Annotated in this window: 26 protein-coding genes; 18 read left to right on the top strand and 8 right to left on the bottom strand. The window is 71.0% G+C overall.

Annotated elements, in window-relative coordinates; genetic code table 11:
- The first annotated feature begins 11 nt into the window (after positions 1–11).
- A complete protein-coding gene (locus ACFPCV_RS22880) occupies positions 12–1,283 on the top strand; it encodes an ABC transporter substrate-binding protein (RefSeq protein WP_378058337.1) in 1,272 nt (423 codons plus the stop codon).
- Between the two features lie 204 nt (positions 1,284–1,487).
- A complete protein-coding gene (locus ACFPCV_RS22875; protein ID WP_378058336.1) occupies positions 1,488–2,288 on the top strand; it encodes a S1 family peptidase in 801 nt (266 codons plus the stop codon).
- 37 nt (positions 2,289–2,325) lie between these two features.
- On the opposite strand, the gene ACFPCV_RS22870 is transcribed toward ACFPCV_RS22875, so the two are convergent.
- Positions 2,326–2,880 carry a thioredoxin family protein gene (locus tag ACFPCV_RS22870; protein ID WP_378058335.1) on the bottom strand — a complete coding sequence of 185 codons (555 nt, stop codon included), beginning with the start codon at positions 2,878–2,880 and terminating at the stop codon, positions 2,326–2,328.
- A 40-nt stretch (positions 2,881–2,920) separates the two neighbouring features.
- Here ACFPCV_RS22870 and cobA point away from each other — a divergent pair, with 40 nt between their 5' ends.
- On the top strand, positions 2,921–4,120 hold the full coding sequence (gene cobA, locus ACFPCV_RS22865; RefSeq protein ID WP_378058334.1) for a uroporphyrinogen-III C-methyltransferase: 1,200 nt from the start codon (positions 2,921–2,923) through the stop codon (positions 4,118–4,120).
- Positions 4,121–4,457: 337 nt separating this feature from the next.
- Here the strand turns inward: cobA and ACFPCV_RS22860 are convergent, their stop codons facing one another.
- The 3 genes from ACFPCV_RS22860 to ACFPCV_RS22850 all read right to left on the bottom strand — a co-directional run bounded on the left by ACFPCV_RS22860 (position 4,458) and on the right by ACFPCV_RS22850 (position 7,887).
- Entirely contained in the window at positions 4,458–5,897 is a 1,440-nt protein-coding gene (locus tag ACFPCV_RS22860; RefSeq protein WP_378058731.1) for a DEAD/DEAH box helicase, read from the bottom strand.
- A 446-nt stretch (positions 5,898–6,343) separates the two neighbouring features.
- Positions 6,344–7,318 (bottom strand): serine protein kinase RIO, encoded by a 975-nt coding sequence (locus ACFPCV_RS22855; protein WP_378058333.1) that lies wholly within the window; start codon positions 7,316–7,318, stop codon positions 6,344–6,346.
- 209 nt (positions 7,319–7,527) lie between these two features.
- Positions 7,528–7,887, bottom strand: coding sequence for a VOC family protein (locus ACFPCV_RS22850; protein ID WP_378058332.1), 360 nt, complete (start codon positions 7,885–7,887; stop codon positions 7,528–7,530).
- A gap of 31 nt (positions 7,888–7,918) precedes the next feature.
- Between ACFPCV_RS22850 and mtnA the strand changes: the two genes are divergently transcribed.
- Entirely contained in the window at positions 7,919–8,893 is a 975-nt protein-coding gene (gene mtnA / locus ACFPCV_RS22845) for an S-methyl-5-thioribose-1-phosphate isomerase (RefSeq protein WP_378058331.1), read from the top strand.
- Between the two features lie 68 nt (positions 8,894–8,961).
- A complete protein-coding gene (locus tag ACFPCV_RS22840; RefSeq protein ID WP_378058330.1) occupies positions 8,962–10,710 on the top strand; it encodes a proline--tRNA ligase in 1,749 nt (582 codons plus the stop codon).
- A 231-nt stretch (positions 10,711–10,941) separates the two neighbouring features.
- Here ACFPCV_RS22840 and ACFPCV_RS22835 read toward each other — a convergent pair whose 3' ends face one another.
- A complete protein-coding gene (locus ACFPCV_RS22835) occupies positions 10,942–11,625 on the bottom strand; it encodes an HAD family hydrolase (RefSeq protein ID WP_378058329.1) in 684 nt (227 codons plus the stop codon).
- Between the two features lie 116 nt (positions 11,626–11,741).
- Here ACFPCV_RS22835 and ACFPCV_RS22830 point away from each other — a divergent pair, with 116 nt between their 5' ends.
- Positions 11,742–12,776, top strand: coding sequence for a YhgE/Pip domain-containing protein (locus ACFPCV_RS22830; protein ID WP_378058328.1), 1,035 nt, complete (start codon positions 11,742–11,744; stop codon positions 12,774–12,776).
- On the opposite strand, the gene ACFPCV_RS22825 is transcribed toward ACFPCV_RS22830, so the two are convergent.
- A complete protein-coding gene (locus tag ACFPCV_RS22825; protein ID WP_378058327.1) occupies positions 12,760–13,167 on the bottom strand; it encodes a secondary thiamine-phosphate synthase enzyme YjbQ in 408 nt (135 codons plus the stop codon). The genes ACFPCV_RS22830 and ACFPCV_RS22825 overlap by 17 nt on opposite strands.
- Positions 13,168–13,229: 62 nt before the next feature.
- On the opposite strand from ACFPCV_RS22825, the gene ACFPCV_RS22820 reads away from it, so the two are divergent.
- Positions 13,230–14,255 carry an aminotransferase class V-fold PLP-dependent enzyme gene (locus tag ACFPCV_RS22820; RefSeq protein ID WP_378058326.1) on the top strand — a complete coding sequence of 342 codons (1,026 nt, stop codon included), beginning with the start codon at positions 13,230–13,232 and terminating at the stop codon, positions 14,253–14,255.
- Between the two features lie 61 nt (positions 14,256–14,316).
- Positions 14,317–15,063 carry a hypothetical protein gene (locus tag ACFPCV_RS22815; RefSeq protein ID WP_378058325.1) on the top strand — a complete coding sequence of 249 codons (747 nt, stop codon included), beginning with the start codon at positions 14,317–14,319 and terminating at the stop codon, positions 15,061–15,063.
- A gap of 3 nt (positions 15,064–15,066) precedes the next feature.
- Here ACFPCV_RS22815 and ACFPCV_RS22810 read toward each other — a convergent pair whose 3' ends face one another.
- Positions 15,067–15,546: a ferritin-like domain-containing protein gene (locus ACFPCV_RS22810; protein ID WP_378058324.1), complete on the bottom strand. Its 480-nt coding sequence runs from the start codon at positions 15,544–15,546 to the stop codon at positions 15,067–15,069.
- Positions 15,543–15,998, bottom strand: coding sequence for a hypothetical protein (locus ACFPCV_RS22805; RefSeq protein ID WP_378058730.1), 456 nt, complete (start codon positions 15,996–15,998; stop codon positions 15,543–15,545). Before ACFPCV_RS22805 ends, ACFPCV_RS22810 begins: the two co-directional genes overlap by 4 nt.
- Positions 15,999–16,135: 137 nt before the next feature.
- Here ACFPCV_RS22805 and rimP point away from each other — a divergent pair, with 137 nt between their 5' ends.
- The 10 genes from rimP to ACFPCV_RS22755 all read left to right on the top strand — a co-directional run bounded on the left by rimP (position 16,136) and on the right by ACFPCV_RS22755 (position 25,452).
- Positions 16,136–16,669, top strand: a complete 534-nt coding sequence (gene rimP / locus ACFPCV_RS22800; RefSeq protein ID WP_378058323.1) for a ribosome maturation factor RimP — start codon at positions 16,136–16,138, stop codon at positions 16,667–16,669.
- On the top strand, positions 16,666–17,706 hold the full coding sequence (gene nusA / locus ACFPCV_RS22795) for a transcription termination factor NusA (RefSeq protein WP_378058322.1): 1,041 nt from the start codon (positions 16,666–16,668) through the stop codon (positions 17,704–17,706). The genes rimP and nusA overlap by 4 nt, the downstream gene beginning before the upstream one ends.
- 22 nt (positions 17,707–17,728) lie before the next feature.
- A complete protein-coding gene (locus tag ACFPCV_RS22790) occupies positions 17,729–18,094 on the top strand; it encodes a YlxR family protein (protein ID WP_378058321.1) in 366 nt (121 codons plus the stop codon).
- Between the two features lie 91 nt (positions 18,095–18,185).
- The gene (gene infB, locus ACFPCV_RS22785; protein WP_378058320.1) at positions 18,186–21,176 is read left to right on the top strand and encodes a translation initiation factor IF-2; all 2,991 of its coding nucleotides are present in this window, start codon (positions 18,186–18,188) and stop codon (positions 21,174–21,176) included.
- Positions 21,177–21,239: 63 nt separating this feature from the next.
- On the top strand, positions 21,240–21,533 hold the full coding sequence (locus ACFPCV_RS22780) for a DUF503 domain-containing protein (protein ID WP_378058319.1): 294 nt from the start codon (positions 21,240–21,242) through the stop codon (positions 21,531–21,533).
- A 19-nt stretch (positions 21,534–21,552) separates the two neighbouring features.
- Positions 21,553–22,026 (top strand): 30S ribosome-binding factor RbfA, encoded by a 474-nt coding sequence (gene rbfA / locus ACFPCV_RS22775; RefSeq protein WP_378058318.1) that lies wholly within the window; start codon positions 21,553–21,555, stop codon positions 22,024–22,026.
- A 25-nt stretch (positions 22,027–22,051) separates the two neighbouring features.
- On the top strand, positions 22,052–22,582 hold the full coding sequence (locus tag ACFPCV_RS22770; RefSeq protein WP_378058317.1) for a TetR/AcrR family transcriptional regulator: 531 nt from the start codon (positions 22,052–22,054) through the stop codon (positions 22,580–22,582).
- 41 nt (positions 22,583–22,623) lie between these two features.
- Positions 22,624–22,938 carry a hypothetical protein gene (locus tag ACFPCV_RS22765; protein WP_378058316.1) on the top strand — a complete coding sequence of 105 codons (315 nt, stop codon included), beginning with the start codon at positions 22,624–22,626 and terminating at the stop codon, positions 22,936–22,938.
- Between the two features lie 90 nt (positions 22,939–23,028).
- Positions 23,029–24,087: a DHH family phosphoesterase gene (locus ACFPCV_RS22760; protein WP_378058315.1), complete on the top strand. Its 1,059-nt coding sequence runs from the start codon at positions 23,029–23,031 to the stop codon at positions 24,085–24,087.
- Positions 24,088–24,231: 144 nt separating this feature from the next.
- The gene (locus ACFPCV_RS22755) at positions 24,232–25,452 is read left to right on the top strand and encodes an extracellular solute-binding protein (RefSeq protein WP_378058314.1); all 1,221 of its coding nucleotides are present in this window, start codon (positions 24,232–24,234) and stop codon (positions 25,450–25,452) included.
- Positions 25,453–25,473: the final 21 nt, after the last annotated feature.

The following is a 25,473-nucleotide window of genomic DNA, read 5'->3' as shown; positions in this document are numbered from 1 at the left end:
AAGGAGGCGTCATGACACGCAAGGTTGCCGCGCTGGCACTGGGCCTGACACTGGTCCTCACGGCCTGCGGTGGTGCGGGGGAGGACGACGACGGTGGCGGCGGCTCGGCAGGCGCGCCGGGCAACACCGCCGGATTCGACGGCAAGACCATCAAACTCGGCGTGCTCACGCCGTTGTCGGGCACGGTCGCGGTGATCGGGCAGCCGCTGACCGCGGGCAACGAGGTGTGGTTCGAGGCGCTCAACGCCGAGGGCGGCGTCGCGGGCAAGTACCCGGTCGAGCTGGTCCAGGAGGACACCCAGTACAAGACGGACATCGCGGTACAGAAGTACAACAAGGTCAAGGGCGACGTCGTCGCGTTCACCCAGGTGCTGGGCACCGCGCCGACGCTGGCCGTGCTGCCGCAGCTGCGGACCGACAAGATCCTCGCGGCGCCCGCGTCGCTGGACGCGCTGTGGGTGCGGGAGGAGAACCTGCTTCCGGTCGGCGGCCCGTACCAGGTGCAGGCCATCAACGCGATGGAGTACTACTTCAACGACGGCGGCGGCACCACGAGCGACCGGATCTGCACGATGATCCAGGACGACGTGTACGGCGAGGCGGGCCAGCAGGGCATCGACTTCGCGGCCGAGAAGTACGGTTTCACGGTCACCAACACGCAGAAGTTCAAGGTGGGCACCGAGAACTACGCGGGCCAGATCGGCGCGCTCGCGGGTGCGAGCTGCCAGGTGGTGTTCCTCGTGGCCACGCCGTCGGACGCGGCGAAGATCTGGGGCACCGCTGCGCAGGCCAGGTTCGCGCCGCAGTGGTTCGGGCAGTCGCCGAGCTACACCGGCGCGCTCGCGAAGTCCGCGGTGGCCCCGTACATGCAGCAGTCGGTGCTGATCGTGTCCGAAGGCACCGAATGGGGTGACTCGTCGGTGTCCGGCATGACGCAGATGGTGGCCGACGCGGAGGAGTACGCGGCCGACCAGGAACCGGACTACTACTTCGCGTTCGGCTACAACCAGGCGCGGGCGATGACCGCCGTCCTGGAGAAGGCGGTGGAACTGGGCGACCTGTCCCGTGAGGGGATTCTGCGCGCGTCGCGGGAAGTGGGCACCGTGACGTTCGACGGGCTCACCGGCGACTACCGGTACGGCGCTCCCGAGGACCGGAACCCACCAAGGTCGAGCACGATCTTCGGGGTCGACCCGAGCAAGCCGTTCGGCCTGAAGAAGGTCAAGTACAACTTCTCGTCCGACGCCGCGAAGGAGTTCGAGTTCAAGAAGGCCGATCTCTGACAGCGGGCAGGCAGCGGGCCCGGCGGTAAGTCCATCCGATCGTCGGGTCGCCATCTCGCGCGACGAATCCACTGGTCAGTGCCCAGTTTTCGGGCTTGTTCACCCATCCGGCCTACGACCTTCTCCCGTTGTGGCCGACGGTGATCGCCTTGTAGCCATGAGTCAGCTCGTGGGCACAACGAGCCTGAACAAGGGAGAAGAGGCATGGCTGAGGCAAGGCGCCTGCTACGCCTGATCGGGGTTGCCGCAGCGGCTCTCGCAACCGTCGGTGTCGCGGGCACGGCCACCGCGGCCGCCGACGACGTCACACCGATGATCATTGGTGGCGAGGAGACCACCATCGAGGAGAACCCGTTCGCGGTGGCGCTGACCACGCCGGACGGCTTCCAGTTCTGCGGCGGCACGATCGTCGCGCCGGACAAGGTTCTGACCGCCGCCCACTGCACCGAGGGCACCGCGCCATCGGACATCCAGGTGGTCGCGGGCCGGACCGCGCTGTCCGCCGGTGGCGGCACCACCGCGGGCGTCACGGACGTCTGGATCCACCCCGAGTGGAACTCCAGCGCGTTGCGGAACGACGCGTCGGTGCTCACGCTCGACGTGGAGCTCACCGAGGCACCGCTCGCGCCGGCGTCGCCGGACGACGCGGACCTGTACGCCGAGGGCGCCAACAGCACGGTGCTCGGCTGGGGCACGACCGAGAGCGGGTCCACTTCGGACACGCTGCGCAAGGTCGACGTCCCGGTCGTGTCGGACGCGACGTGCACCGGCTCCTACGCCGACCAGTACGACGCCGCCTCCATGGTGTGCGCCGGCCTGGCCGAGGGTGGCAAGGACAGCTGCCAGGGCGACTCCGGTGGCCCGCTGGTCGGTGTCGCCGCCGACGGCACCCGCAAGCTGATCGGCATCGTGTCGTGGGGCCAGGGGTGCGCCGAGCCGGGTTACTACGGCGTCTACGGCCGCGTCTCCGCGTTCCACGACGAGCTGTCGGGGCAGCTTCGCTGAGTCACCTTTTACTGCCGGAGAGGGCCGCTCCTGCTGGTCAGGGGCGGTCCTTCCACTTGATGGAGCAGCCGATGCTCGGCAGCTGCCCGATCTCGATCTCCTCGCCGGCGAGCACCGAGCCGACTGCCGCGTCCAGCTCGTCCCCGGTCACCGGCACCCCGTTGCCGGGCCGCGCGGCGTCGAACCGTCCCCGGTAGACGAGCCGTCTCGCGGCGTCGTACAGGAAGAAGTCGGGTGTGCAGGCGGCGTGGTAGTCCCGCGCGGCGGTCTGTTCGGTGTCGATGACGTACGGGAAGGTCCACCGCCAGGCGCTCGCGTACGCCGACATGTGCTCCGGCGCCTCGTCCGCGCGGTCCGGGTTGGGGTTGATACCGACGACACCGAGGCCCTGCTGCCGCCACCGCGCCGCGAGCGCCCCAAGGCGGGGTGCGATGAGCCGCACGTACGGGCAGTGGTTGCAGACGAACGCGACCAGCGTGCCGCGCTGCCCGGCGATCCGGTCGAAGGTCCAGGTCGTGCCGTCCGGCTCGGCGAGTTCGAACGCGGGGGCGGTGGTGCCGAGCGGGACCATCGTCGAGGGTGTGGCGACCATGACCCGACGATACCGACGTGCGTCGGGCATGCTGTCGGCCATGAGTGAGTCGCACTACCTGGCCGGACTGGACCTGGCAGGCCGCCGCGTCGTGGTCGTCGGCGGCGGGACGGTGGCGCAGCGCAGGCTGCCGAGGCTGGTGTCGTCCGGGGCGCGGGTGGAGGTGATCTCCCCGTCGGTCACCCCGTCGGTGGAGGCCATGGCGACCTCCGGTGCCGTCGTGTGGCACGAACGCCCCTACGCCGACGGTGACCTCGATGGTGCCTGGTACGTGCTGTGCTGCACCTCGTCCCGGCAGGTGAACGAGGCGGTGTCGGCGGAAGCCGAACGACGCGGGGTCTTCTGTGTCCGGGCCGACGACGGCGCCGCGGGCACCGCGGTCACGCCCGCGACCGGCAACCACGACGGCCTGCTGGTGGGCGTCCTCGCGGGTGGTGTGTTCCGCCGATCGGCAACGGTCCGCGACGGCCTCCTGTCGGCGTTGCGGGCGGGCACGGTCCCGGTGGCGGGCTCCCGCCCCCACGGCGTCGCCCTGGTGGGTGGTGGCCCAGGTGACCCCGACCTGATCACCGTCCGCGGCAGAAGGCTCCTGGGCCTGGCGGACGTCGTCGTGGCCGACCACCTGGCCCCGGCGGCGCTGCTGGAGGAACTGGACCCCTCGGTGACGGTGATCGACGCGGCCAAGCTCCCGTACGGCAGGGCGGCGGCCCAGGAAGCGATCAACGACCTGCTCGTCACACACGCCCGCGACGGCCGTTTCGTGGTCCGCCTGAAGGGTGGCGACCCCTACGTCTTCGGCCGGGGCTTCGAGGAGCTGCTGGCCTGCGCGGCGGCCGACATCCCGGTGACGGTGGTCCCGGGCGTCACCTCGGCCTTCGGCGTACCCGCCATGGCCGGCGTCCCGGTGACACACCGAGGGGTCGCGCACGAGGTGGTGGTCGTGTCGGGCCACGTCCCGCCAGGACACCCCACGTCCCTGGTCGACTGGCCCGCACTGGCTGCTCTCAGGGGAACACTGGTCCTCCTGATGGCGGTGGAACGCATCACCCCGATCACCAAGGCCCTGCGCGAGGGCGGCCGGGCCCCGGACACACCGGCAACGGTGATCCAGGAAGGCACGACAGCCGGCCAGCGCGTCCTGAAGTCTACTTTGGACAAGCTGGCGGACGACGTTGCCGCGCAAGCCATCCGCCCCCCGGCGATCGTGGTGATCGGCGAGGTGACCGCACTGGGCGACTGAGGACGGTGGCCTCCGGCCCCCGATTTCGGGCGTACCGACGAGGACCGACAGTTCCGGAGTTTCTGTCCACAGACCCCAGTTGTCCACAGCGCCCCCGCGCACGCACCGGAACTGTCGGTCCCACCGAGCAAAATGGTGCACGGGGGCCGGAGGCCGCGGCCTCGGCGCAAGGGTGCTGAGACACCTTCGGCCCCCGGCTGGGATGCCGGGGGCCGAAGGTGTGCTAGTGCCCCGCGCCGGAAATCCGGCACATGATTCGACGGCCCAGCGAGTGCCTTGCGATCAGAAACCTGGATCCGCCGACTCACGCACCGAATTTCCGGCGCGGGACACTAGGTCAGCGGTCTCGGTTGCGGTCCGAGCGGCTGCGGCGCGGGTTGAAGCGCTCGCGGTTGCGGTTGCCCTGTCCGCGGTAGCCGCCTGCGCCTGCATGGCGGGCACGCGGCGGGCGCTTCGCCTGCTCCTGCTCGATGATCGGCTCACCGGTCGGAACCCGGGCGCCCGTGATGCGGACCAGGTCGTCGTCGCCCGGGGTCACCTTGGTGCTCGTCGGGCTGACGCCTGCCTGATCGGTCATGCGGGACACCGTCCGGCGCTCCTGGTGTGTCACCACCGTGACGACCGTGCCCGACTCGCCTGCGCGGGCGGTGCGGCCCGCGCGGTGCAGGTACGCCTTCGAGTCCGCGGGCGGGTCGACGTGCACGACGAGGCTCACGCCGTCGACGTGGATGCCCCGGGCCGCGACGTCCGTCGCGACCAGCACCGGGAGCGAGCCCTCCTTGAAGTCGCCGAGGACACGGTTGCGGGCGCCCTGGGTCTTGCCGCCGTGGAGTGCGCCCGCGCGGACGCCCATCGAACGGAGCTTCGCGGTCAGGCGGTCCACGTGGTGCTTGGTGCGCAGGAACATGATGGTGCGGCCCTCACGGGCGGCCATCTCCGCGACCACCGCCGCCTTGTCCTCCTTGGACACCAGCAGCACGTGGTGGTCCATCGTGGTCACGCTGGCCTTCGCGGACTGCACCGAGTGCGTCACCGGGTCGTGCAGGTAGCGGGTGACGAGTTGCTGCACGTCACCGTCCAGGGTGGCCGAGAACAGCATGCGCTGGCCGACGGGCGTCAGGTCGAGGATCGCGCGGACCTGCGGCATGAAGCCCATGTCCGCCATCTGGTCGGCCTCGTCGAGCGCGGTGAACGCGACCTCGTCCAGGACGCACGTGCCCTGGCGGACGTGGTCGGACAACCGGCCGGGCGTGGCGATCAGCAGGTCGACACCGCGGCGCAGCGCGTCCGACTGCTTCGAGAACGACATGCCGCCGACGACCGTCCGGCACCACAGGCCGAGTGCCTTCGCGAGCGGCGTCAACGCGTCGCTGACCTGCATCGCGAGCTCACGCGTCGGCACGAGGACGATCGCGCGGGGGTGCTTCGGGCGGGCCTTGCCACCGTCGAGACGGGATAGGAGCGCGAGCCCGAACGCGAGCGTCTTGCCGGAACCGGTCTGGGCGCGGCCGAGCACGTCGCGGCCGGCGAGTGCGTCGGGAAGCGTCGCGATCTGGATGGGGAAGGGCTTGGTGATCCCTGCACGTCCCAGCTCCGCGGAGAGCTTCGCGGACACGCCCAGCTCGTCGAACGTGTCGACGTCGGCGATGGGGCTGAGGGGGATCTCGTCGAGTGCCTGCGCGTGACTCACCCGCGGTCGGCGGTCGAACTGGGTCTTGCTCACTCGGCTGCGCGGCTTGCGTGAGCTACGGCCGGCAGACGCCGACCGGTTGTGCATTGCGGTCACAAAGGTCCTCTCGGGACTTGGCGCGTCCCAGAGAACCCTGGTGTTCAGGGGCACGGACGAGCCCGGCGCACGTTGCGCCAAAGTGGGTGCTGTTCACCGCTTGCCGAACCGGCGCATCTCGCCGGGCTAGGGGAGCGGCACAGGGTCCGCTCGCGGTGCGATCTTCAGTCTACTCGATCCCGTTGTCGCGCGGCACGCGGCATGACGTACCGCCTGCCTGGACGGGCCATGGGATCTGGCGGCCCGCCTCCTGAACGAACCGTCATACCGCCGATTTGATTCCCGGGACGCGTGTCGAGATCCGGAGCATGAGGTTCGCCACACGCGTGGACCGGGAACCGGTGCGACGGGCAAGGGGCGAGGTCAAGCAGCGCGGGCGGGACTGCGTGCTGGGGTGTCCCGCCGGCCCGTGTCGGCGGGACACCCCAGGGCAGGGGTCAGTCCAGGCCCGCCGCCTCTGTCAGGTGTTCTGTCATCGCCGTGGGGTCTGCCTTGTCTTCCGGGAGGCCCTTCGACCTGAACCAGTCCGACACGTTCGCCACGTCCCTTGCCAGGAACTCCAGGCCTCGCGGGTTCGCCACCAGGTCGACGATCTGCGGTAGGTCGATCAGCATGAGCCTGCCGTCGTGGACCAGGAGGTTGTAGGACGACAGGTCGCCGTGGGCCACGCCTTCCGACGCCAGCAGGGTCAGCACGTCTGTCAGCTGGTGCCACAGGTCTTCCAGCTCCGCGCCTGTCGGGCGTAGCTCCGCCAGGCGCGGAGCCGCCGTGCCGTCCTCGTCGCCCAGGTACTCCATCAGCAGTTCGGTGCCGCTGCGTTGTACCGGGTACGGGACCGGAGCACCGATGGACCACAGGCGTGACAGTGCCGCGAACTCGGCCACCGCCCACTGTTCCGCGATCAGGTTGCGGCCGAAGGCCGTCCTGTTGGCCATCGCGCGCATTTCGCGGCTGCGGCGCATTCTGCGTCCTTCCAGGTAGCCCGCGTCGCGGTGGAACATGCGGTGTTCGTTCGAGCGGTAGCGTTTCGCGGCCATGAGACAGCCTCGCCCGGTGTCCGGCACCGCCCGCTGTATCAGGTGGACATCCGCTTCCTTGCCTGTCTTCAGTACTCCCAACTCGCTGTCGGCAGCGGCCAGTTCCGTCACCACCCAGTCCGGCCTCGGCAGTGGACCCTGTTCGCCGTCGCCCCAGGTGGACCAGCGGTCGGCGCCGTCGGGCAGGGGCGGGCCTGCCAGTGCGCTCTCGCGTACCGCGGCCAGCCGGACGCGTTCCTGTTCGGTCAGGCGGCCCGCTCGGGCCTGCACCGGGTCGAACTCGGCGTCGTCGCGCCTGGCCCTGCGTGGGCGGGACCGGCGTTCCTCGTAGGGGTTCTCGTCGTCCAGGAAGTCTTCGAAGTCGTGCGTGCGCACTGGTGGGTTCTCCTTGGGAAAGGGTGTGAGCGCCCCACCAAGGCGCGCGTCGCGACGACTCTCAGTGGGACGGGCGGACGAGGGCGTGCCGCGTCCAGGCGACCTTGCTGGTCATCGGGCACCTCCTTCTCGTCCACCGGTCACCGACCGGCGCGCTTCAACGACGGCTCACAGGATCTCAGGCCCCGCGGCCGTGTCGCAACCGGTTTTCAGTCGTGCGCCGAACCCACGCAGAACTCGTTGCCTTCCGGGTCCTGTAAGACCGTCCAGGTGAGGCCGGGCATCTCGTGTGTCTCGCCGATCGTCGCGCCGAGGGACTCCAGGCGCTTGAGTTCGCCTTCCCTGTCGTCGGTCGCGAGGTCGACGTGCACGCGGTTCTTGCCGGTGCGCCTCTCCGGCACCTTCTGCAGGCCGAGGTAGGGCTGCCGCGGGTTGCCGGAGGAGGAGAGCTGCAGGAACTCGCCGTCCGCGTCGAACACGACCGCCAGGCCGAGCGCCTGTGTCCAGAACTCCGCGAGCTTGCGCGGGTCGGTGCTGTCGATGGTGATGCCGCCGAGATCGAGGTTCATGGCGCGGACGGTACGGGCGACCACCGACAAAATGGGGCTCGTGCGAACCATTGACTGGCAGGATGACCACATCGTGGCGATCGACCAGACGAAGCTACCCGGTGAAGTCGTGGTCCTGGAGATCTTCACCGTCGAGGACCTGGTTGACGCGATCCAGCGACTCGCGATCCGGGGCGCGCCGGCACTGGGAGTAGCCGGTGCGCTGGGGGCGGCCATGGCGGTCGTCGGCGCGCCCCGTCACCGGGACCGCGACCTCGCCGCCCTCCGCGCCGCCCGGCCGACCGCGGTGAACCTCGCGTGGGGCGTCGGCCACGTCCTGGCGCGGCTGCCGGACGGCGAGGAGGCCGTGCTCGCCGCCGCGCTGGCCCTCCTCGAGTCCGACGCCGCACGCAACCGTGCGCTGGGGGAGCGCGGCGCGGACTGGCTGACCACGCGGGTCGAGGGCCCCATCGCGGTGCAGACGCACTGCAACGCGGGTGCGCTCGCCTGTGTCGAATGGGGCACCGCCCTCGGCGTCGTCCGGTCCCTGCACCTGAGGAACCGCCTGCGCCACGTCTATGTCGACGAGACCCGCCCGCTGCTGCAGGGCGCGCGGCTCACCGCCTGGGAGCTGGCCGAGATGGGCGTCGACCACACGCTCGTCGTCGACTCGGCCGGGGCGACGGTGCTGGCCAGGGGGCTCGCGCAGGCGGTGGTGGTCGGTGCGGACCGCATCACGGCGAACGGCGACGTGGTCAACAAGATCGGCACCTACCCGTTGGCACTGGCGGCCGCACGGGCCGGTGTGCCGTTCCTCGTGGCGGCGCCGGAGTCGACGATCGACCCGGCGCTGGCGTCCGGCGCGGAGGTGGAGATCGAGGTGCGGGACGGCAGGGAGATACTGGGTGGCCTGCCGGACACCCCGACGCTCAACCTCGCGTTCGACGTCACCCCGGCCGACCTCGTCACCGCGATCGTGACCGAGGACCGGCTCGTGGCGCCGGCGGCCGGTGAACGGCCCGCGTAACCCGCCTGCGCTGGCAGGGGGTCGTTCACTACCCTTTGCCGCACGTTTCCAGCACAAGGAGAACTGCCGTGATCACCAGGATGTCGTCGCTGTTCCTGCGCACGCTGCGTGAGGATCCGGCGGACGCCGAGGTGCCCAGCCACAAGCTGCTGGTGCGCGCCGGGTACGTCCGCCGCGTGGCACCGGGCGGCTACTCCTGGCTGCCGCTCGGCCTGAGGGTGCTGCGGAACATCGAGCGCGTCGTCCGCGAGGAGATGGACGCGATGGGCGGGCAGGAGATCCAGTTCCCCGCCCTGTTGCCCCGCGAGCCCTACGAGACCTCCGGCCGCTGGACCGAGTACGGCGACAACCTGTTCCGGCTCAAGGACCGCAAGAAGGCGGACTACCTGCTCGGCCCCACCCACGAGGAGCTGTTCACGCTCACCGTGAAGGGTGAGTACAGCTCGTACAAGGACTACCCGGTCGTGCTGTACCAGGTGCAGACGAAGTACCGGGACGAGGCGCGGCCCAGGGCGGGCATCCTGCGTGGCCGCGAGTTCCTCATGAAGGACTCCTACTCGTTCGACCTGGACGACGACGGCCTCGCGGCGAGCTACCGCAAGCACCGGGACGCCTACATCAGGATCTTCGACCGGCTCGGCCTCAAGTACGTGATCGTGTCGGCCATGTCCGGCGCGATGGGCGGGTCGGCGTCCGAGGAGTTCCTCGCCGAGGCGGAGACCGGTGAGGACACGTTCGTGCGCAGCACCGGGTCCGGCTACGCGGCCAACGTCGAGGCCGTGGTGACGCCCGCGCCGCCCGCGCAGCCGATCGACGACAAGCCCGCGGCGCAGGTGCACCACACGCCGGACACGCCCACGATCGAGACGCTCGTCGCGTTCCTCGACAAGGCGGGGCTCGGCCGGGAGTTCACCGCGGCGGACACGCTCAAGAACGTCCTGCTGAAGACGCGTGCGCCCGGTGAGGACAAGTGGGAGCTGCTCGCCGTCGGCCTGCCGGGTGACCGCGAGGTCGACATGAAGCGTCTCGAGGCCGCGCTGGAGCCGCGGGCGGTCGAGATCCTCGACGAGGCCGACTTCGCCGCCAACCCCTTCCTCGTCAAGGGGTACATCGGGCCGAAGGCACTGCAGGACAACGGGGTTCGCTACCTCGTGGACCCCCGCGTCGTCACCGGCACCGCGTGGGTGACGGGCGCGGACAAGACCGACCACCACGTGGTGGACCTGGTGTGCGGGCGGGACTTCACCCCAGACGGGACGATCGAGGCCGCCGAGGTGCGTGCGGGCGACGCGTCGCCCGACGGGCACGGCACGCTGGTCGCCGCGCGGGGCATCGAGATCGGGCACATCTTCCAGCTGGGCCGCAAGTACACGAACGCGTTCTCGCTGGACGCGCTCGGTGCCGACAGCAAGCCGATCCGGATCACCATGGGGTCCTACGGCATCGGGGTTTCGCGGCTCGTCGCCGTGATCGCCGAGCAGTCGCACGACGAGCACGGGCTGGTGTGGCCGCGTGGGGTCGCGCCGGCGGACGTCCACGTCGTGATCGCGGGCAAGAGCGAGGAGATCCGCGCCGGCGGCGAGCAGGTCGCGGCGGACCTCGACGCGGCGGGCCTGACGGTGCTGCTGGACGACCGGACGGCGATGCCCGGGGTGAAGTTCGCGGACGCGGACCTCGTCGGGGTGCCGACGATCGTGGTGGTCGGGCGCGGGCTCGCGAACGGGGTCGTCGAGGTCAAGGACCGCAGGTCGGGGGAGCGGACCGAGGTCGCCGTCGGCGACATCGTGGCGCACCTGACCGAGCTGGTTCGTGGCTGACGGAGCTGGGGTTCGGCCGCCGGACGTTCCGCGTCCGGCGGCCGTTCGCGTTCCACGGCTTGGCCTCCGGCCCCCGGCTGCCGGCCTACGGGGCAGGGTCGGCAGGAACCGTTGGTGTGCGGGCAGGTTGGGGACAACCGGCTCCCCTGTGGACAACTCGCTGTGCGCCGCGCGTCGTCGTCGGTGGTCTCCGGTAGGCTGGGAATCGGGGGGCCGGAGGCCAGAGAACCCTTACGTCAGAAGGGTTTTGACTACCGCAGGCGTGTCGGACAGGTCCGGCAGTGTCACGTGTGCGCCGGACTCCGTCAGCTCCGCCATCGTGTGGCGGCCCGTGGCCACGCCGACGGTCGTCGTGCCGTGGTGCAGGCCCGCGGCCACGTCGTGTGGCGTGTCGCCGATGACGACCACCGAGTCGAAACCGGTGCCGTGCTTGGTCTGCGCCTGCGTGATCGCGGCCGCGACCAGGTCGTGGCGGTGCTCGGACAGCGAACCGTAGCCACCGATCTCGAAGTCGATGTGGTGGTGCAGGTCGAACGCCTCCAGCTTGTACGACGCCAGCACCGGCAGGTTGCCCGTCACCAGCGACTGCACCACGTGCTCGCGGGTCGACAGCTCCGCCAGGATCTCCCGCGCGCCTGCCAGCGCGCGGCCGAGGGTGGGCAGTGCCGCGCGGTCCTGCTCCGCCAGCGCGGTGAGCGCGGCGAAGAACTGCTCGACCCGCTCGTCCGAGTGCTCGAAGCCGTGTGCCGCCAGGAACTCGCGCGCGAGTGAGCGTTCGGTCCGGCCGGGGAACGACGGCAGGTGCGCGATCGGCACGCCGGCCACCTCGGCCAGCGCGTCCGCGTACCAGCGCCTGCCGACCCCCGAGTAGTCGACGAGGGTCAGGTCGATGTCCCACAGCACGAGCGTCCTCACCCGGCCATCGTGACACGGACCACCGACAGTGAAAAGAAATTCAACACCAGTTGACCAATCTTCCGGAGCGGGCGTACCTTCCTCCTTGAATTCAACGTCCGATGAATCGAGGAGAGATGCGCAACCCGACCACTGTCGCGGTGGGGCTGGGCCTTGTGGGGGCGGTGGTCGCCACGGTGCTCGGCTTCCTCACCTTCGGCGTGCAGGCGACAGTCGCGCCCGACCACCTGCCGGTGGCGATCGCCGTCCCGCGGGACGGCCCGCCCCAGCTCGGCGCGGCCGCCGACCGGATCGCGAGCCAGGGCGGCGACACCGTCGACTGGCAGGTCACCGACCCCGCGCACGCCAGGGAGCTCCTGGCGGACAAGGAGATCTACGGGATCCTGGAGCTCGGTGGGGGCCCCGCGCTCACGATCGTCACCTCCGGCGCCGTCAACCCGCAGGGCACACAGGTCGCCCAGCAGGTGCTCACCGGAGCCGCGCAGGGCCTCGCCGGCGCGCTCGCCCAGCAGAACGTGCGGGTGGCACCGCCGGAGGTGGAGACACTGCACGCCGCCAGCACCGCGGGCCGGACGGCGCCGCTGGCCGCCAGCGCGCTCCTGTGGGTCGGCGGCCTCGTCGCGGCCATGGCGTTCGGCCTGCTCGTCGCCAAGCCCGGCACGCGTACCCGTACCGGCGCGCGCCTGACGCTGGTCGTGTCGGTCAGCGTGCTCGCCACCGGCGCGGTCGCCGGGCTGACGAAGCTGTGGGACTCCTCACTGGACCTCGGATGGGACGTCCTCGGCTTCCTGCTGCTGACCGCCGTCGCGTTCGCGTCCGTCCAGGGCGCGCTGCTGCGCCTGCTCCACCTGCGTGCCGCCGCGATCCTGGGCCCGCTGTACCTGCTCGCCCCCGCGGTCGCGGGCACCGTCCCGGAGATGCTCGACCCGGCGTACCGCACACTGCTGTGGTCCTGGACCCCGTTCCGCTTCTCCACGGAGGGACTCCGCAGCCTCATGCAGGGCGTGCCGGACGCGCCGGACGTGCGGACCGGGCTGATCGTCCTCACGTCGATGGCGGTCGCCGGTCTCGTCGTGATGGTCTGGCCGGGGCGGCGGCCGGAACAGGAAGCCCCCGCCGGGACGCGGGAGCTGGTCAGCTCAGGTAGCTGAGCCGCACCTTCCGCGTGTGGTTGTCGACGTTCGTGTCCACCAGGCAGATCGACTGCCAGGTGCCGAGCGCGAGCCTGCCGCCGACGACCGGGACCGTGGTCGACGGCGGGACCAGTGCGGGCAGCACGTGGTCCCGCCCATGGCCGTGCGAGCCGTGCTTGTGGCGCCAGCGGTCGTCGGCGGGGAGCAGGTCACGCAGCGCGGCGAGCAGGTCGTCGTCGCTGCCCGCGCCGGTCTCGATGACCGCGATGCCCGCGGTGGCGTGCGGCACCCACACGTTCAGCAACCCGTCCTCTGCGCCGACGGACGACAGGAAGTCGGCGCACTCCCCGGTGAGGTCGCGCACGACCTCGCTGCCGCCGGTCCGCACCTCGATCTCGGTGGTCTCCATGCCGCCCATTACCTCACGCCACGCCGACCGCCACGATCCCGAGGCGCGGTAGGTTCGAAACGGTGCGAGAGGCTTTCGGGGCACACTTCGAGGTGCCGGCCGGGTATGTGAACACCGCGAGCATCGGCATCCCGTCGGCGGCGGTCGCCGACGCGGTGGCCGACGCGGTCACCGGCTGGCGCACCGGCGCGGCGCGGCCACCGCACTACGACCGGTACGTCGCCGCGGCGCGGCGGGCGTGGGCCCGGCTCACCGGGGTCGCGCCGGAGCACGTGGCGAGCGGCGCGAGCGTGTCGCAGCTGGTCGGCCTGGTCGCCGCGAGCGTGCCGGATCGCACCCGGGTCGTGACCGTGGCCAGCGAGTTCACCAGCGTCACCTTCCCGTTCGCGGCGCAGGACAAGCGGGGCGTGACCGTCACCGAGGTGCCGCCGGACCACCTCGCGGAGGCCGCCGCAGACGCCGACCTGGTGGCAGTGAGCGTGGTGCAGTCCGCCGACGGCGCGCTCGCCGACCTGGCCGCGCTCCGGGCGGCGGGCACCCCCGTCCTCCTCGACGCGACACAGGCGGCCGGCTGGCTGCCGTTGCGGCTGGACTGGGCCGACTACGTGGTCGGCGGCAGCTACAAATGGCTGTTCGCGCCCCGCGGCGCGGCCTGGCTCGCCGTCCACCCGGACGCGCGGCCGCTGGTCCCGCAGGCCGCCAACTGGTACGCCGCACAGGACCCGTGGGACGGCGTCTACGGCCTGCCGCTGCGGCTCGCGGACGGCGCGCGGGCCCTCGACCTCTCGCCGGTCTGGTTCGCGCAACTGGGCGCGGCCGTTTCCACGGAGTGGCTCGCCGCACTGGACATGGCCAGCGTCCGCGACCACTGCACGCACCTCGCCGACACCGTGCTCGCGCAGGTGGGCCGCGAACCGGCCGGTTCCGCGATCATCTCCCTCGAACTCACCGCTGACCAGCGGGGACGGCTCGCGGCGGCCGACGTCGTGAGCGCGGAGCGGGCGGGCAGGACCCGGCTCTCGTTCCACCTCTACAACACCGAGGACGACGTCGACCGGGTACTCGGCGCACTGGCTACCAGATCCTGACGGCGCCCGGAATGGCACCTCGCCCTGGTTGGCAAACGTATGTCCGGTTACGGTGCCTCCCGTGTCGGCTCCTTACCGCCCAGGGCAACCCCAGTGGCCCGCCAACGGCCCGCAGCGGCCCGACCGGCCGCCGCCGATCCAGTTCCGCCAGGACGAGCCGCCCCGGCCGCCCGGCAACCCCGCCCTGCAGTGGGCACTGCGGATAGTCGGGCTCGTCGCGGTCGCGGTCATCTCCGGTGTGGTCTGGTACTACATCACCGACGACGGTCAGCAGCCGAACACGGCGGCGGACGAGAGCGGCACCGAGCAGGAGACCGAGGGCAGGTTCGACTTCTCGCCGCACCCCGACATGACCTCGCCCGCGACCGACGAGAACTGCGCGAAGCACGCGTACGGCCGTATCGAGGAGCACCTGCAGGCCAACCCGTGCGACCACCTGTCGCAGCAGCTGTTCGTCACGGAGGTCGACGGGCGCACCGTGTACGCGTCGGTCTCGGTGGTCACCATGCCCGACGAGGACAAGGCCGCCGAGCTGCGGCTCCTCACCGACGAGGACGGCTCCGGCAACGTCAACGACGTGCTGCGGGACGGCGGCGTCACGGTCGAGGGCATGGACCGGCTCAGCGCTGGCGGCGGCTACGCCGCGAAGCAGAACGGCCGCGAGGTCGTCATCGTCGAGGCCGACCTGGACCCGAAGGACCAGAGCGAGGGCGAGGCGGCCAAGAAGAAGGACGAGGACGAGATCCTCGACCCCGTCTGCGATGACGCGCTGCGGCTCGCGAAGCAGGTCGACACCAAGAGCGGTTGAGCCTCAGGCCGGTGTACCCGGGAGCGGTGGCGTCGCGGGCGTCTGACCCGCGGCACGCCGCCACCGCGTGGCCCGCACGGCCGCGTCGGTGAGCCCGCCGAGCGCACCGGCGCGCAGCGTCCTGTCGTCCGTGCGTTCCAGGACCGCGCGCCAGGCGACGGTCACGTCGGTCTCCGCCACCACCAGCACGGCGAGCGCCGATGGCTGGTCGGTCACCTCCTGCGGCAGCACGTACGCGGCCTCCGCGGACCTCGGGTCCTGCCCGGCGCCGTTGAGCAGCAGCTCGGTCGCGTCCCTGCGTGCGCGGTGCGCGTTCGAGCCCTCCCGCAGCGCGGCACCGTAGTCGTCGGGCAGGAACGCGCTGACCAGCCCGTACACCCACAGCGCGGCGTGCTCGGCACTCAGCGCGTCCTGCGTGGCCCGCGCCGCCTCGTCCGGCAGCGAAGACGGGCCCCGGGAAGGCGGTGGCGTCGGCGAGGTCATGAGAGCACCACCCGCAGGCTCGCGCAGCACGCGGCGACCGAGCCGAGCAGCCCGGCCCGGTAGCGCGACACGGACGGGACCAGGTCGGCGGCCTGCTTCTCGGCCGTCGTGAGGGCGTCGGCGAGCGCGGCGACCGCGTCCGAGGGCACGTCCGGTGCCGAGGGCGGGCGGGTCGACGACGAGGACGCGGGCGGCCGCTCCCGGTCCACCTCCGCCTGCAGGGCCGTCGCGTGCTCGGTCCGCGCCTTGGCGATCTCGCCCGCCGCGGCGGCCAGCGCGGGCTGCGCGGTCGCGATCGCCTCCGCCAGCGCGGCGTCGGCGCGGGCCTTCGCCGCGAGGTCGGCGAGCGGGTCGGGTGGCGGCGGGGCGGACGGCTCCTCCGTACACGCCGCCACCAGCGGCGCCACGGCGGCCAGCGTGCCCAACCGCAGCGCGGCACGACGGGTGAACATCACGGGCGGTCATACTGCCAGGCCGTCCCGCCACCCGGTCGGACGCACCATGCCTGCTCGGGGCCAGGGCGTCCGGGCAGACGAGATACGCTTGGCAACCACGCAAGGTGAACGTCCACAACAGCAGGGAGCGGCACGTGCCAAGTGAGCGACAACGCGCAGGCGGCGCCGGCGAGGAGCTGGAGCCGGTCGTCGCGGACGCCGTGGCACGAGCCGGGTTCGAGCTCGAGGAACTGGTCGTCCAGCAGGCGGGCCGCAAACAGCTCGTCAAGGTCGTCGTCGACGGCGAGGGAGCGGACGGCCGGGGTATCAGCCTCGACGAGACCGCCGAGGTGTCCAGGGCGGTGTCGGCGGCACTGGACGCGCGCGACGACGTCCTGGCCGGGGCCTACACCCTCGAGGTCACCTCGCCGGGCCTGGACCGCCCGCTGACCAAGCCGAGACACTGGCGCCGCGCACGGCTGCGCAGGGTCGCGGTGAAGCAGGCGGACGTGAACTTCCTCGCCCGTGTCGGCGACGCCGGTGACGACGGCGTCGAGCTGCTGGTCGACGGACGGTTACGCCACGTGCCATACACCGAGATCGAACACGCCGTCATCGAGGTGGAGTTCAAAGAGCCACCAGCGGCCGAGATCGCCAAACTGACACATGAAGAGGAGGGGTCGAGGTGAATGTCGACATCGCGGCACTGCGTGCCATCGAGCGTGACAAGGACATCCCCTTCGACACGGTGATCGAGGCGATCGAGACGGCGCTGCTCACCGCGTACAAGCACACCGACGGCCACCAGCCGCACGCCCGCATCGACATCGACCGGCGCACGGGCCTCGTCCGCGTGATCGCGTTCGAGGTCGGCCAGGACGGCGAGCCCGGCGCCGAGTGGGACGACACGCCGGAGGGCTTCGGCCGGATCGCCGCCACCACCGCACGCCAGGTCATCCTGCAGCGCCTGCGGGACGCCGAGAACGAGAAGACGTTCGGCGAGTTCTCCGCCAAGGAGGGCGAGATCGTCGCAGGCGTGGTGCAGCGGGACGCGCGCGCCAACGCCCGCAACATGGTCGTGGTCCAGGTCGGCGACACCGAGGGTGTCCTGCCGCAGGTCGAACAGGTGCCCGGCGAGCGCTACGAGCACGGCACGCGCATCAAGTGCTACGTGCTCGGGGTGAGCAGGGGAACAAGGGGACCCCAGATCACGTTGTCCAGGTCGCACCCGAACCTGGTGCGGCGGCTGTTCGCGCTTGAGGTCCCGGAGATCGCCGACGGCACCGTCGAGATCCCGGCCGTCGCGCGTGAGGCCGGTCACCGCTCCAAGATCGCGGTCCGGTCCACGGTCCCCGGCGTGAACGCCAAGGGCGCGTGCATCGGGCCGATGGGTGCGCGGGTGCGCAACGTGATGAGCGAGCTGCTCGGTGAGAAGATCGACATCATCGACCACTCGGACGACCCGGCCACCTTCGTCGGCAACGCGCTGTCACCCGCGAAGGTGATCTCTGTCCGCGTGGTCGACGAACGAGCGAAGACCGCTCGGGTCGTCGTGCCGGACTTCCAGCTGTCGCTGGCGATCGGCAAGGAGGGCCAGAACGCCCGCCTCGCCGCACGTCTGACGGGCTGGCGGATCGACATCCGTAGCGACGCCGCACCGGCCGATCCCGACGACGCTCCCGGCGGAGTGGGACAGGTCGCACCGGCGTCGGGTTCGGCGGACTGACACGGACGGGATAGACTCATCAGTGGTTCATCGATCTGGACCGGCGACCTCGCACGCGTCCGCACTGGCCACTGGCCCGGTGCGCACCTGTATCGGCTGCCGGACCAGGGCGTTGTCCGGTGAGTTGCTCCGGATCGTGATTTCGGATGGGGAACTCGCCCTCGATCTGCGAAGATCACTTCCGGGTCGCGGGGCGTGGATACATCCCGATCTCGGTTGTCTGAGCAAGGCCGAGCGGCGGCGCGCGTTCGCGAGAGCGCTACGCGTGCGGCAGCCGCCCGACACCGGTGGCCTCCGAGGCCAGCTGGAGGCACTGGTTCACCGCACGACCGGCACGGGACATTCCCGGGCCGGGCTGGACGAACGAAAGCAGGTCGACCCGTCATGAGTCAGCCGTGAAGCTGAAGCCATGAACGTCAGACGATAGGACGAGGTCGCGCGGGTCTAGTGCCGCCGGCCTCACTCAGACGAGGAGAGCAGTGGCAGGCAAGGCCCGAGTACATGAGCTCGCCAAGGAGCTCGGTGTCACCAGCAAGGACGTTCTCGCGAAGCTCAAGGAGCTCGGCGAGTTCGTGAAGTCCGCGTCCTCCACCGTGGAGGCTCCGGTCGCACGCAGGTTGCGGGACGCGTACCCCAAGGCAGGTGGGTCGGGGAAGTCCGACTCGCGCAGGACATCCACCCCAGGCCCAACCCCAGCGCAGCCCAAGCCGGCGCCGAGGCCGAGCAAGCCGGAGGTCACCGAACCGGTGGCACAGACCGTTGTCCCGAAGCCGGCGGCCAAGCCGGGTCCGGCGGCGCCGAAGCCGCCCGCACCCGCGCCCGCACCGGCGGCGAACGTGGAGACCGAGGCGCCGCGTCCGGCTCCGAAGCCTGCTCCGAAGCAGGAGCAGCAGCAGCCTGCGCAGCAGCAACCCGCACCGCAGCAGCCCGCCCAGCAGCAGCCCGCGGCGGCGCAGAACAACCAGCCCGGCGGCAACCAGGGCAACCAGGGTGGCCAGGTCGTGCCGCCCAAGCGGCAGTCGCCCAAGCCCGGCCCGCGCGCGCCGAGGGTGGGCAACAACCCGTTCGGTGTCGGCGCCGGTGCGCCTCCGGCCCGGCCTGCTCCCGGCCCCCGGCCCGGCAACCAGGGCGCCCCTGGCGGCGAGCGTGCCGCCCGGCCCGGTGGTGACCGGCCCGCGCCCGGCCCGCGTGGCGGCGGTGGCGGCAACGCACCCGCCGGTCCCCGGCCCTCGCCCGGCTCGATGCCGCCGCGCCCGAACCCGGGCATGATGCCTCCTCGGCCGGCTCGTCCGGCCGGTGGCGGCCGTGGCGGTCCCGGTGGCGGCGCACGCGGCGGCCCTGGTGGCGGCGCGCGTGGCGGTCCCGGTGGCGGCGCACGCGGCGGTCCCGGTGGTGGTGGCGGCGGTTTCCGCGGCGGTCCCGGTGGCGGCGGTGGCGGCGGCGGTGGCTACCGCCCCGGCGGTGGCGGTGGTGCCCCGGCCGGTGGCGGCGGTGGTTTCCGCGGTGGCGGCGGTGGCCGTCCCGGCTCCGGTGGCGGTCGCGGTGGCGCCGCGGGTGCGTTCGGCAGGCCCGGTGGGCCTTCCCGGCGTGGCCGCAAGTCGAAGCGGCAGAAGCGCCAGGAGTACATGGAGAACATGCAGGCGCCCAGCGTCGGCGGTGTTCGCCTGCCCAAGGGCAACGGCGAGTCGATCCGTCTCCCGCGTGGCGCCTCGCTGACCGACTTCGCCGAGAAGATCAACGCCAACCCGGCCTCGCTGGTGCAGGTGCTGTTCCACCTCGGTGAGATGGTCACCGCGACGCAGTCGGTCTCCGACGACGTGCTCGAGCTGCTCGGCACCGAGATGAACTACAAGGTGCAGGTCGTCTCCCCGGAGGAGGAGGACCGCGAGCTGCTCGACTCCTTCGACATCTCCTACGGCGAGAACGCCGGTGGCGAGGAGGAGCTGCAGGCACGGCCGCCGGTCGTGACCGTCATGGGTCACGTCGACCACGGTAAGACGCGACTTCTGGACACCATCCGGAAGACGACCGTGCACGAGGGCGAGGCCGGCGGCATCACCCAGCACATCGGCGCCTACCAGGTCGCGGTCGACGTCGACGGCAACGAGCGGCTGATCACCTTCATCGACACCCCCGGTCACGAGGCGTTCACCGCCATGCGTGCCCGTGGTGCGAACTCCACGGACATCGCGATCATCGTGGTCGCCGCCGACGACGGCGTCATGCCGCAGACGGTGGAGGCCATCAACCACGCGCAGGCCGCCGAGCTGCCGATCGTGGTTGCGGTGAACAAGATCGACAAGGAGGGCGCGAACCCGCAGAAGGTGCGCCAGCAGCTCACCGAGTACGGGCTCGTGGCCGAGGAGTACGGCGGCGAGACCATGTTCGTCGACATCTCCGCGCGCCAGAACATCAACATCGGCGGGCTGCTCGAGGCGGTCGTGCTCACCGCGGACGCGGCGCTCGACCTGCGGGCCAACCCGGAGATGGAGGCGCAGGGCGTCGCCATCGAGGCGCACCTGGACCGCGGTCGCGGCCCGGTCGCCACGGTGCTGGTGCAGCGCGGCACGCTCCGCGTCGGCGACTCGATCGTGGCGGGCGACGCCTACGGTCGCGTGCGCCGGATGGTCGACGAGTTCAACGAGGACATCACCGAGGCGACCCCGTCGCGGCCCGTCCAGGTCATCGGCTTCACGTCGGTGCCCGGCGCGGGCGACACCTTCCTGGTGGTCGACGAGGACCGCACGGCCCGGCAGATCGCCGAACGCCGGGCGGCCAGGATGCGCAACGCGGCGAACGCCTCGCGGCGCAAGCGGATCAGCCTCGAGGACCTGGACTCCGCGCTCAAGGAGACCAGCCAGCTCAACCTGATCATCAAGGGCGACAACTCGGGTACCGTCGAGGCACTCGAGGACGCGCTCACGAAGATCGACGTGGGCGAAGAGGTCGAGCTGCGGGTCATCGACCGCGGTGTCGGTGGCATCACCAAGGCCAACGTGGACCTGGCGATCGCGTCCGACGCGATCATCCTCGGGTTCAACGTCCGCGCCGAGGGCAAGGTCACCGAGCAGGCGAACCGCGAAGGCATCGACGTCCGGTACTACTCGGTCATCTACCAGGCGATCGACGAGATCGAGCAGGCCCTGAAGGGCATGCTCAAGCCGGTCTACGAAGAGGTCGAGCTCGGCCGCGCCGAGGTGCGCGACGTGTTCAAGTCCTCGAAGGTCGGCACGATCGCGGGCTGCATGGTGCTCTCCGGCGAGATCCGGCGCAACGCCAAGGCGCGGCTCATGCGCGACGGCACGGTCATCCAGGAGGGCCTGCCGATCAGCTCGCTGCGGCGGTTCAAGGACGACGCCGTCGAGGTCCGCGAGGGCTTCGAGTGTGGTCTGACGCTCGGCTCGTACGGTGACATCAAGGTCGAGGACATCATCGAGACCTACGAGCTGCGCGAGAAGCCGCGCGACTGAGTCGACGTTCCCGGCGCCGTCGAGTGCGGCGGCGCCGGGACCTACTCTTTTCGAGGATTTCCCTTGTATGTGGGGGCTCTCGAGCTGGATGTGCTGCTCGGTGACATCCGCTCGTTGAAGGAGAAGCGTTCGGCCGTCCGTCCGGTCATCGCCGAACTGCGCAAGCGGTTCGAGGTGACCGTGGCCGAGGCCGGGCATCTGGACAAGCACCGGCGAACGCTGATCGGCGTCGCTGTGGTCGCCGCCGAGGCGTCGCACGTGGACGACGTGCTGGACGCGTGCGAGCGGATGGTCGCGGGACGGCCGGAGCTGGACCTGCTGTCGGCGCGCCGCCGGTGGCTGGGTCCCGAGGACTGACTTGTAGAAGGAGACCGTCGTGGCTGACGCACCACGCGCCCGCAAGCTCGCCAAGCGGATCGCGCAGATCGTCGCGTCCGCACTGGAGCACGAGGTGAAGGACCCTCGGCTCGCCCGCGTGACGATCACGGACACCAAGGTGACCGCGGACCTGCACGACGCGACGGTGTACTACACCGTGCTCGGCGACAAGCTGGACGCGACGCCGGACATGCAGGGCGCGGCAGCGGCGCTGGAGTCCGCGAAGGGTGTGCTGCGGTCGATGGTCGGCGCGGGCACCGGTGTCCGGTTCACGCCGACGCTCACGTTCGTGGCCGACACCGTGCCGGAGGACGCCAAGAACATCGAGGACCTGCTGGCCCGCGCGGCGGCCGCCGACGCCGAGGTGGCGCGGCTCGCCAACGGCGCGAAGCCCGCGGGTGACCCGGACCCGTACCGGGCACCGCGCGACGACGAGGACGACGCCGAGGAAGACGACGACCAGAGCCGCTGATCTTGTCGGCGTTAAGATCGTCGGTATGCCCTACCACCACGGAGATCTGCGGCGCGCGATCCTGACCGCGGCGGTCGAGGCGATCACGGCCGTCGGATCGGCCAACCTGAGCCTGCGAGACGTCGCTCGTCGTGCCGGGGTCTCGCACGCCGCGCCGGTCCACCACTTCGGGGACAAGGCTGGAGTGCTGACCGCGCTCGCCGAGGAAGGCTTCGACCTGCTCGCGCGGGAGCTGTCCTCGGCCGGTGACGACTTCGCGGAGGTGGGCGTCGCGTACGTCCGGTTCGCGGTCACGCACCCGGCGCACTTCGAGGTGATGTTCCGCCCCGACACCCACCACCGCGACGACCCGGCGCTGGCCGCCGCGCGCGGGCGGGCCGGGGCGGTCCTCGCGCAGGGCGCGCGGCAGCGTGCCGGCGAGTACGCGGACGTGGCGGCGTGGTCGCTGATGCACGGGTTCGCGACGTTGTGGCTGACCGGTGCGCTGCCCGCCCGCCTCGGCGACGACCTGACGGCGTCGGCCCGCGGCGTGGCACGCACCCTGTTCGGCGACTGAGACTTGCATCCGGTACCCGGGTACGGGCTTACCGTGGCGTCATGGAGCTGGAGTGGGTGCCCTCGGCGTGCACACTGCCGACGGTGGAACAGCCGCTGCGGGTGGCCGAGTTCGACGACCTGTTCGCGAAGGCCGTGCGCGTGGAGCGGCCCGCCGACGGCGAGCTGGCGTTCGCGTTCCCCGCGTCCCCCGAGCTGGCGGGCGCCGCGGCGACGCTGGCCGCGCGGGAGACCGCGTGCTGCTCGTTCTTCACGTTCACCCGCACCGTGTCGGCCGAGGAGCTGACGCTCGCGGTGTCGGTGGCGGAGCCGCACATCGAGGTCCTGACCGCGCTCGCGGCGCGGGTGGGATCGTGACCGGGTTGCGGAGCGGGGAGGTCGCGCGGGCGGCCGCCTACCACCTGCATGTGACGCGTGCGGTTGTCGACTTCCTCGCCGCGCAGCGCCATGACATCACCTCTTTACGTCACCGCCAGGTTGCGTGAGGCTGTGCGGGTGCTGACCGCCGATCTTCACGCGGCCGCGGACCTGCTCAGGACCGCGGCCGACGTGACCCTGCTGGGACATGTCAACCCGGACGCGGACGCCCTGGGCAGTGCGCTCGCGCTCGGGCTGGCGCTGCGGAAGCGGGGCGCGACCGTGCGGGTGTCGTTCGGGCCGCCCGCCGAGGTGCCCGACTCGCTGCGCTGCCTCGACCCCGCCGGGCTGGTCGTGCCCGCTGCCGACGTGCCGGCTGCCCCGGAGCTGCTGGTCGCGCTCGACGCAGGCAGCGCGGCCCGGCTGGGGTGGCTCGCGGACCGCGTCGGCACGAGCGGGCAGGTGCTGGTCGTCGACCACCACGCCTCCAACACCCGGTACGGCACGCACCACGTCGTCGACGACACGGCGGAGGCGACGGCCGTGCTCGTGCTCGCGTTGATCGACGAACTGGGCATTCCGCTCGATCCGGACATCGCCCGCTGCCTGTACGCGGGACTGATGACCGACACCGGTTCGTTCCGCCGCGCCACATCGGCCACCCACCGGACCGCGGCCCGCCTGGTCGAGGCGGGCGCCGAGCCCGCCGTACTCGCACGGGAGTTGATGGACGCGCACCCGTTCGCGTGGCTGCCGATGCTCGCACGGGTACTCGGCCGGGCCGAGCTGGAACAGGCCGCCGTGGGTGGGCGCGGGCTCGTGCACACCGCGGTGACCATGGCCGACATGACCGGAGTGCGGCTGGAGGAGGTCGAGTCCGTCGTGGACATACTGCGAGCGACGAGCGAGGCCGAGGTCGCGCTCGTCATCAAGGAGATGGCACCCGGCGAGTGGTCTGGGTCGCTGCGGGCGAAGAGCGCGGTCGACGTGCGGGTCGTCGCGGCCGGCATGGGTGGTGGCGGGCACCGGCTCGCGGCCGGGTTCACGACGACCGGGACGGCGGAGGACGTCGTGAACCGGGTGCGGGAGATGTTGCGACAGCCGCCGGTGATCGCTTCGCAAGCTCCGCGGACCCGATCCCGCTCGTAACCACTTGGGGACGATGAGCGGCGTTCGGGTGAACAAGTGGTATAAACCAATCGCTGTTCCGGGTCCCAACGACCGGGACAGCGACCCAGCCAGGCGGACCGGACCGGCCAGGCGGAAACGGAGGACATCTTGAGGCGCGTCACAATGGCAGTCGCGGTGGCGACCGCGGCGGCACTCGGACTCGCCGGCTGCGGCAGCGACTCCGGCGGCGGCGACGGCGAGAACGTCAGCCTGGAGCTGCTGGTACCCATCTACGGCGACAAGACCAAGCCGTACTGGGAGCAGTTGGTCGAGGACTTCGAGGCGGAGAACTCGAACATCGACGTCAAGCTCGAGACCCAGAGCTGGGACGACATCTATACCGTCATGACGACGAAGATCCAGAACAACAAGGCGCCGGACATCCTGGAGCTGGATGCCGCGGGCCCGGCGTATGCCTCCGACGACCTGCTGTACAAGGCCGAGGAGATCGTCTCCCCGGAGACCTACGACGACATCGAGCCGGCGTTCATCGACAGCGCCAAGATCGACGGTCAGGCCTACGGCGTGCCGACGGTCGCCTCCACACGCGCGCTGTTCTACAACAAGACGCTCTTCCAGCAGGCAGGCATCAGCGAGCCGCCGAAGACGTGGGACGAGTTGCTCGAAGCCGCCAAGAAGATCTCCGCGCTCGGCGGTGGCGTCTACGGCTACGGCATGCCGCTCGGCTCCGAGGAGGCGCAGGCCGAGACGTCCATCTGGGCCTACGGCGCGGGCGCGTCCTGGGAGCAGGACGGCAAGATGACGATCGACACGCCGGAGGCCAGGGAAGCCCTCACCTTCATGAAGAAGATGATCGACGAGGGTGCCACCCAGCCGAACCCCGGCGCGACCGACCGCACCCCGCTGCTGGACGTGTTCATCCAGGGCAAGATCGGCATGATCGAGGGCCTGCCGCCGATCGTCGGCCAGATCAACGAGAAGAACCCGGACCTGGACTGGGAGATCGCGCCGAGCCCCACCAAGGACGGTGAGCCGGTCACCCTAGGTGTCGCGGACTACTTCGTCGGCTTCGACAAGGACGAGGACAAGCAGGAGTCGATCGCCAAGTTCCTGGACTTCTTCTACCAGCAGGAGAACTACGTCAAGTTCAACGACAACGAGGGCTTCATCCCGGCCACCAAGTCGGGTGCCGAGGCGGCCGCGGCCAAGCCGGAGCTGAAGATCTTCCTCGAGTCGCTGCCGGACGCGAAGTTCTACCCGGCCACCAACCCGGCGTGGGGCCAGACCTCCGGTGCGTTCAAGTCCGATGTCGGCCAGATCGAGACCAAGTCGGTGGACGAGGTCATCAAGTCGATCCAGGCCAAGGCGGACGCCGAGGGCTGAGCGGCGTACCACGAAGAAACG

Source organism: Actinophytocola glycyrrhizae, from assembly GCF_042653545.1.
In the GTDB taxonomy this organism is placed as follows: domain Bacteria; phylum Actinomycetota; class Actinomycetes; order Mycobacteriales; family Pseudonocardiaceae; genus Actinophytocola; species Actinophytocola glycyrrhizae.
This window is presented reverse-complemented; position numbering and strand designations above follow the sequence as displayed.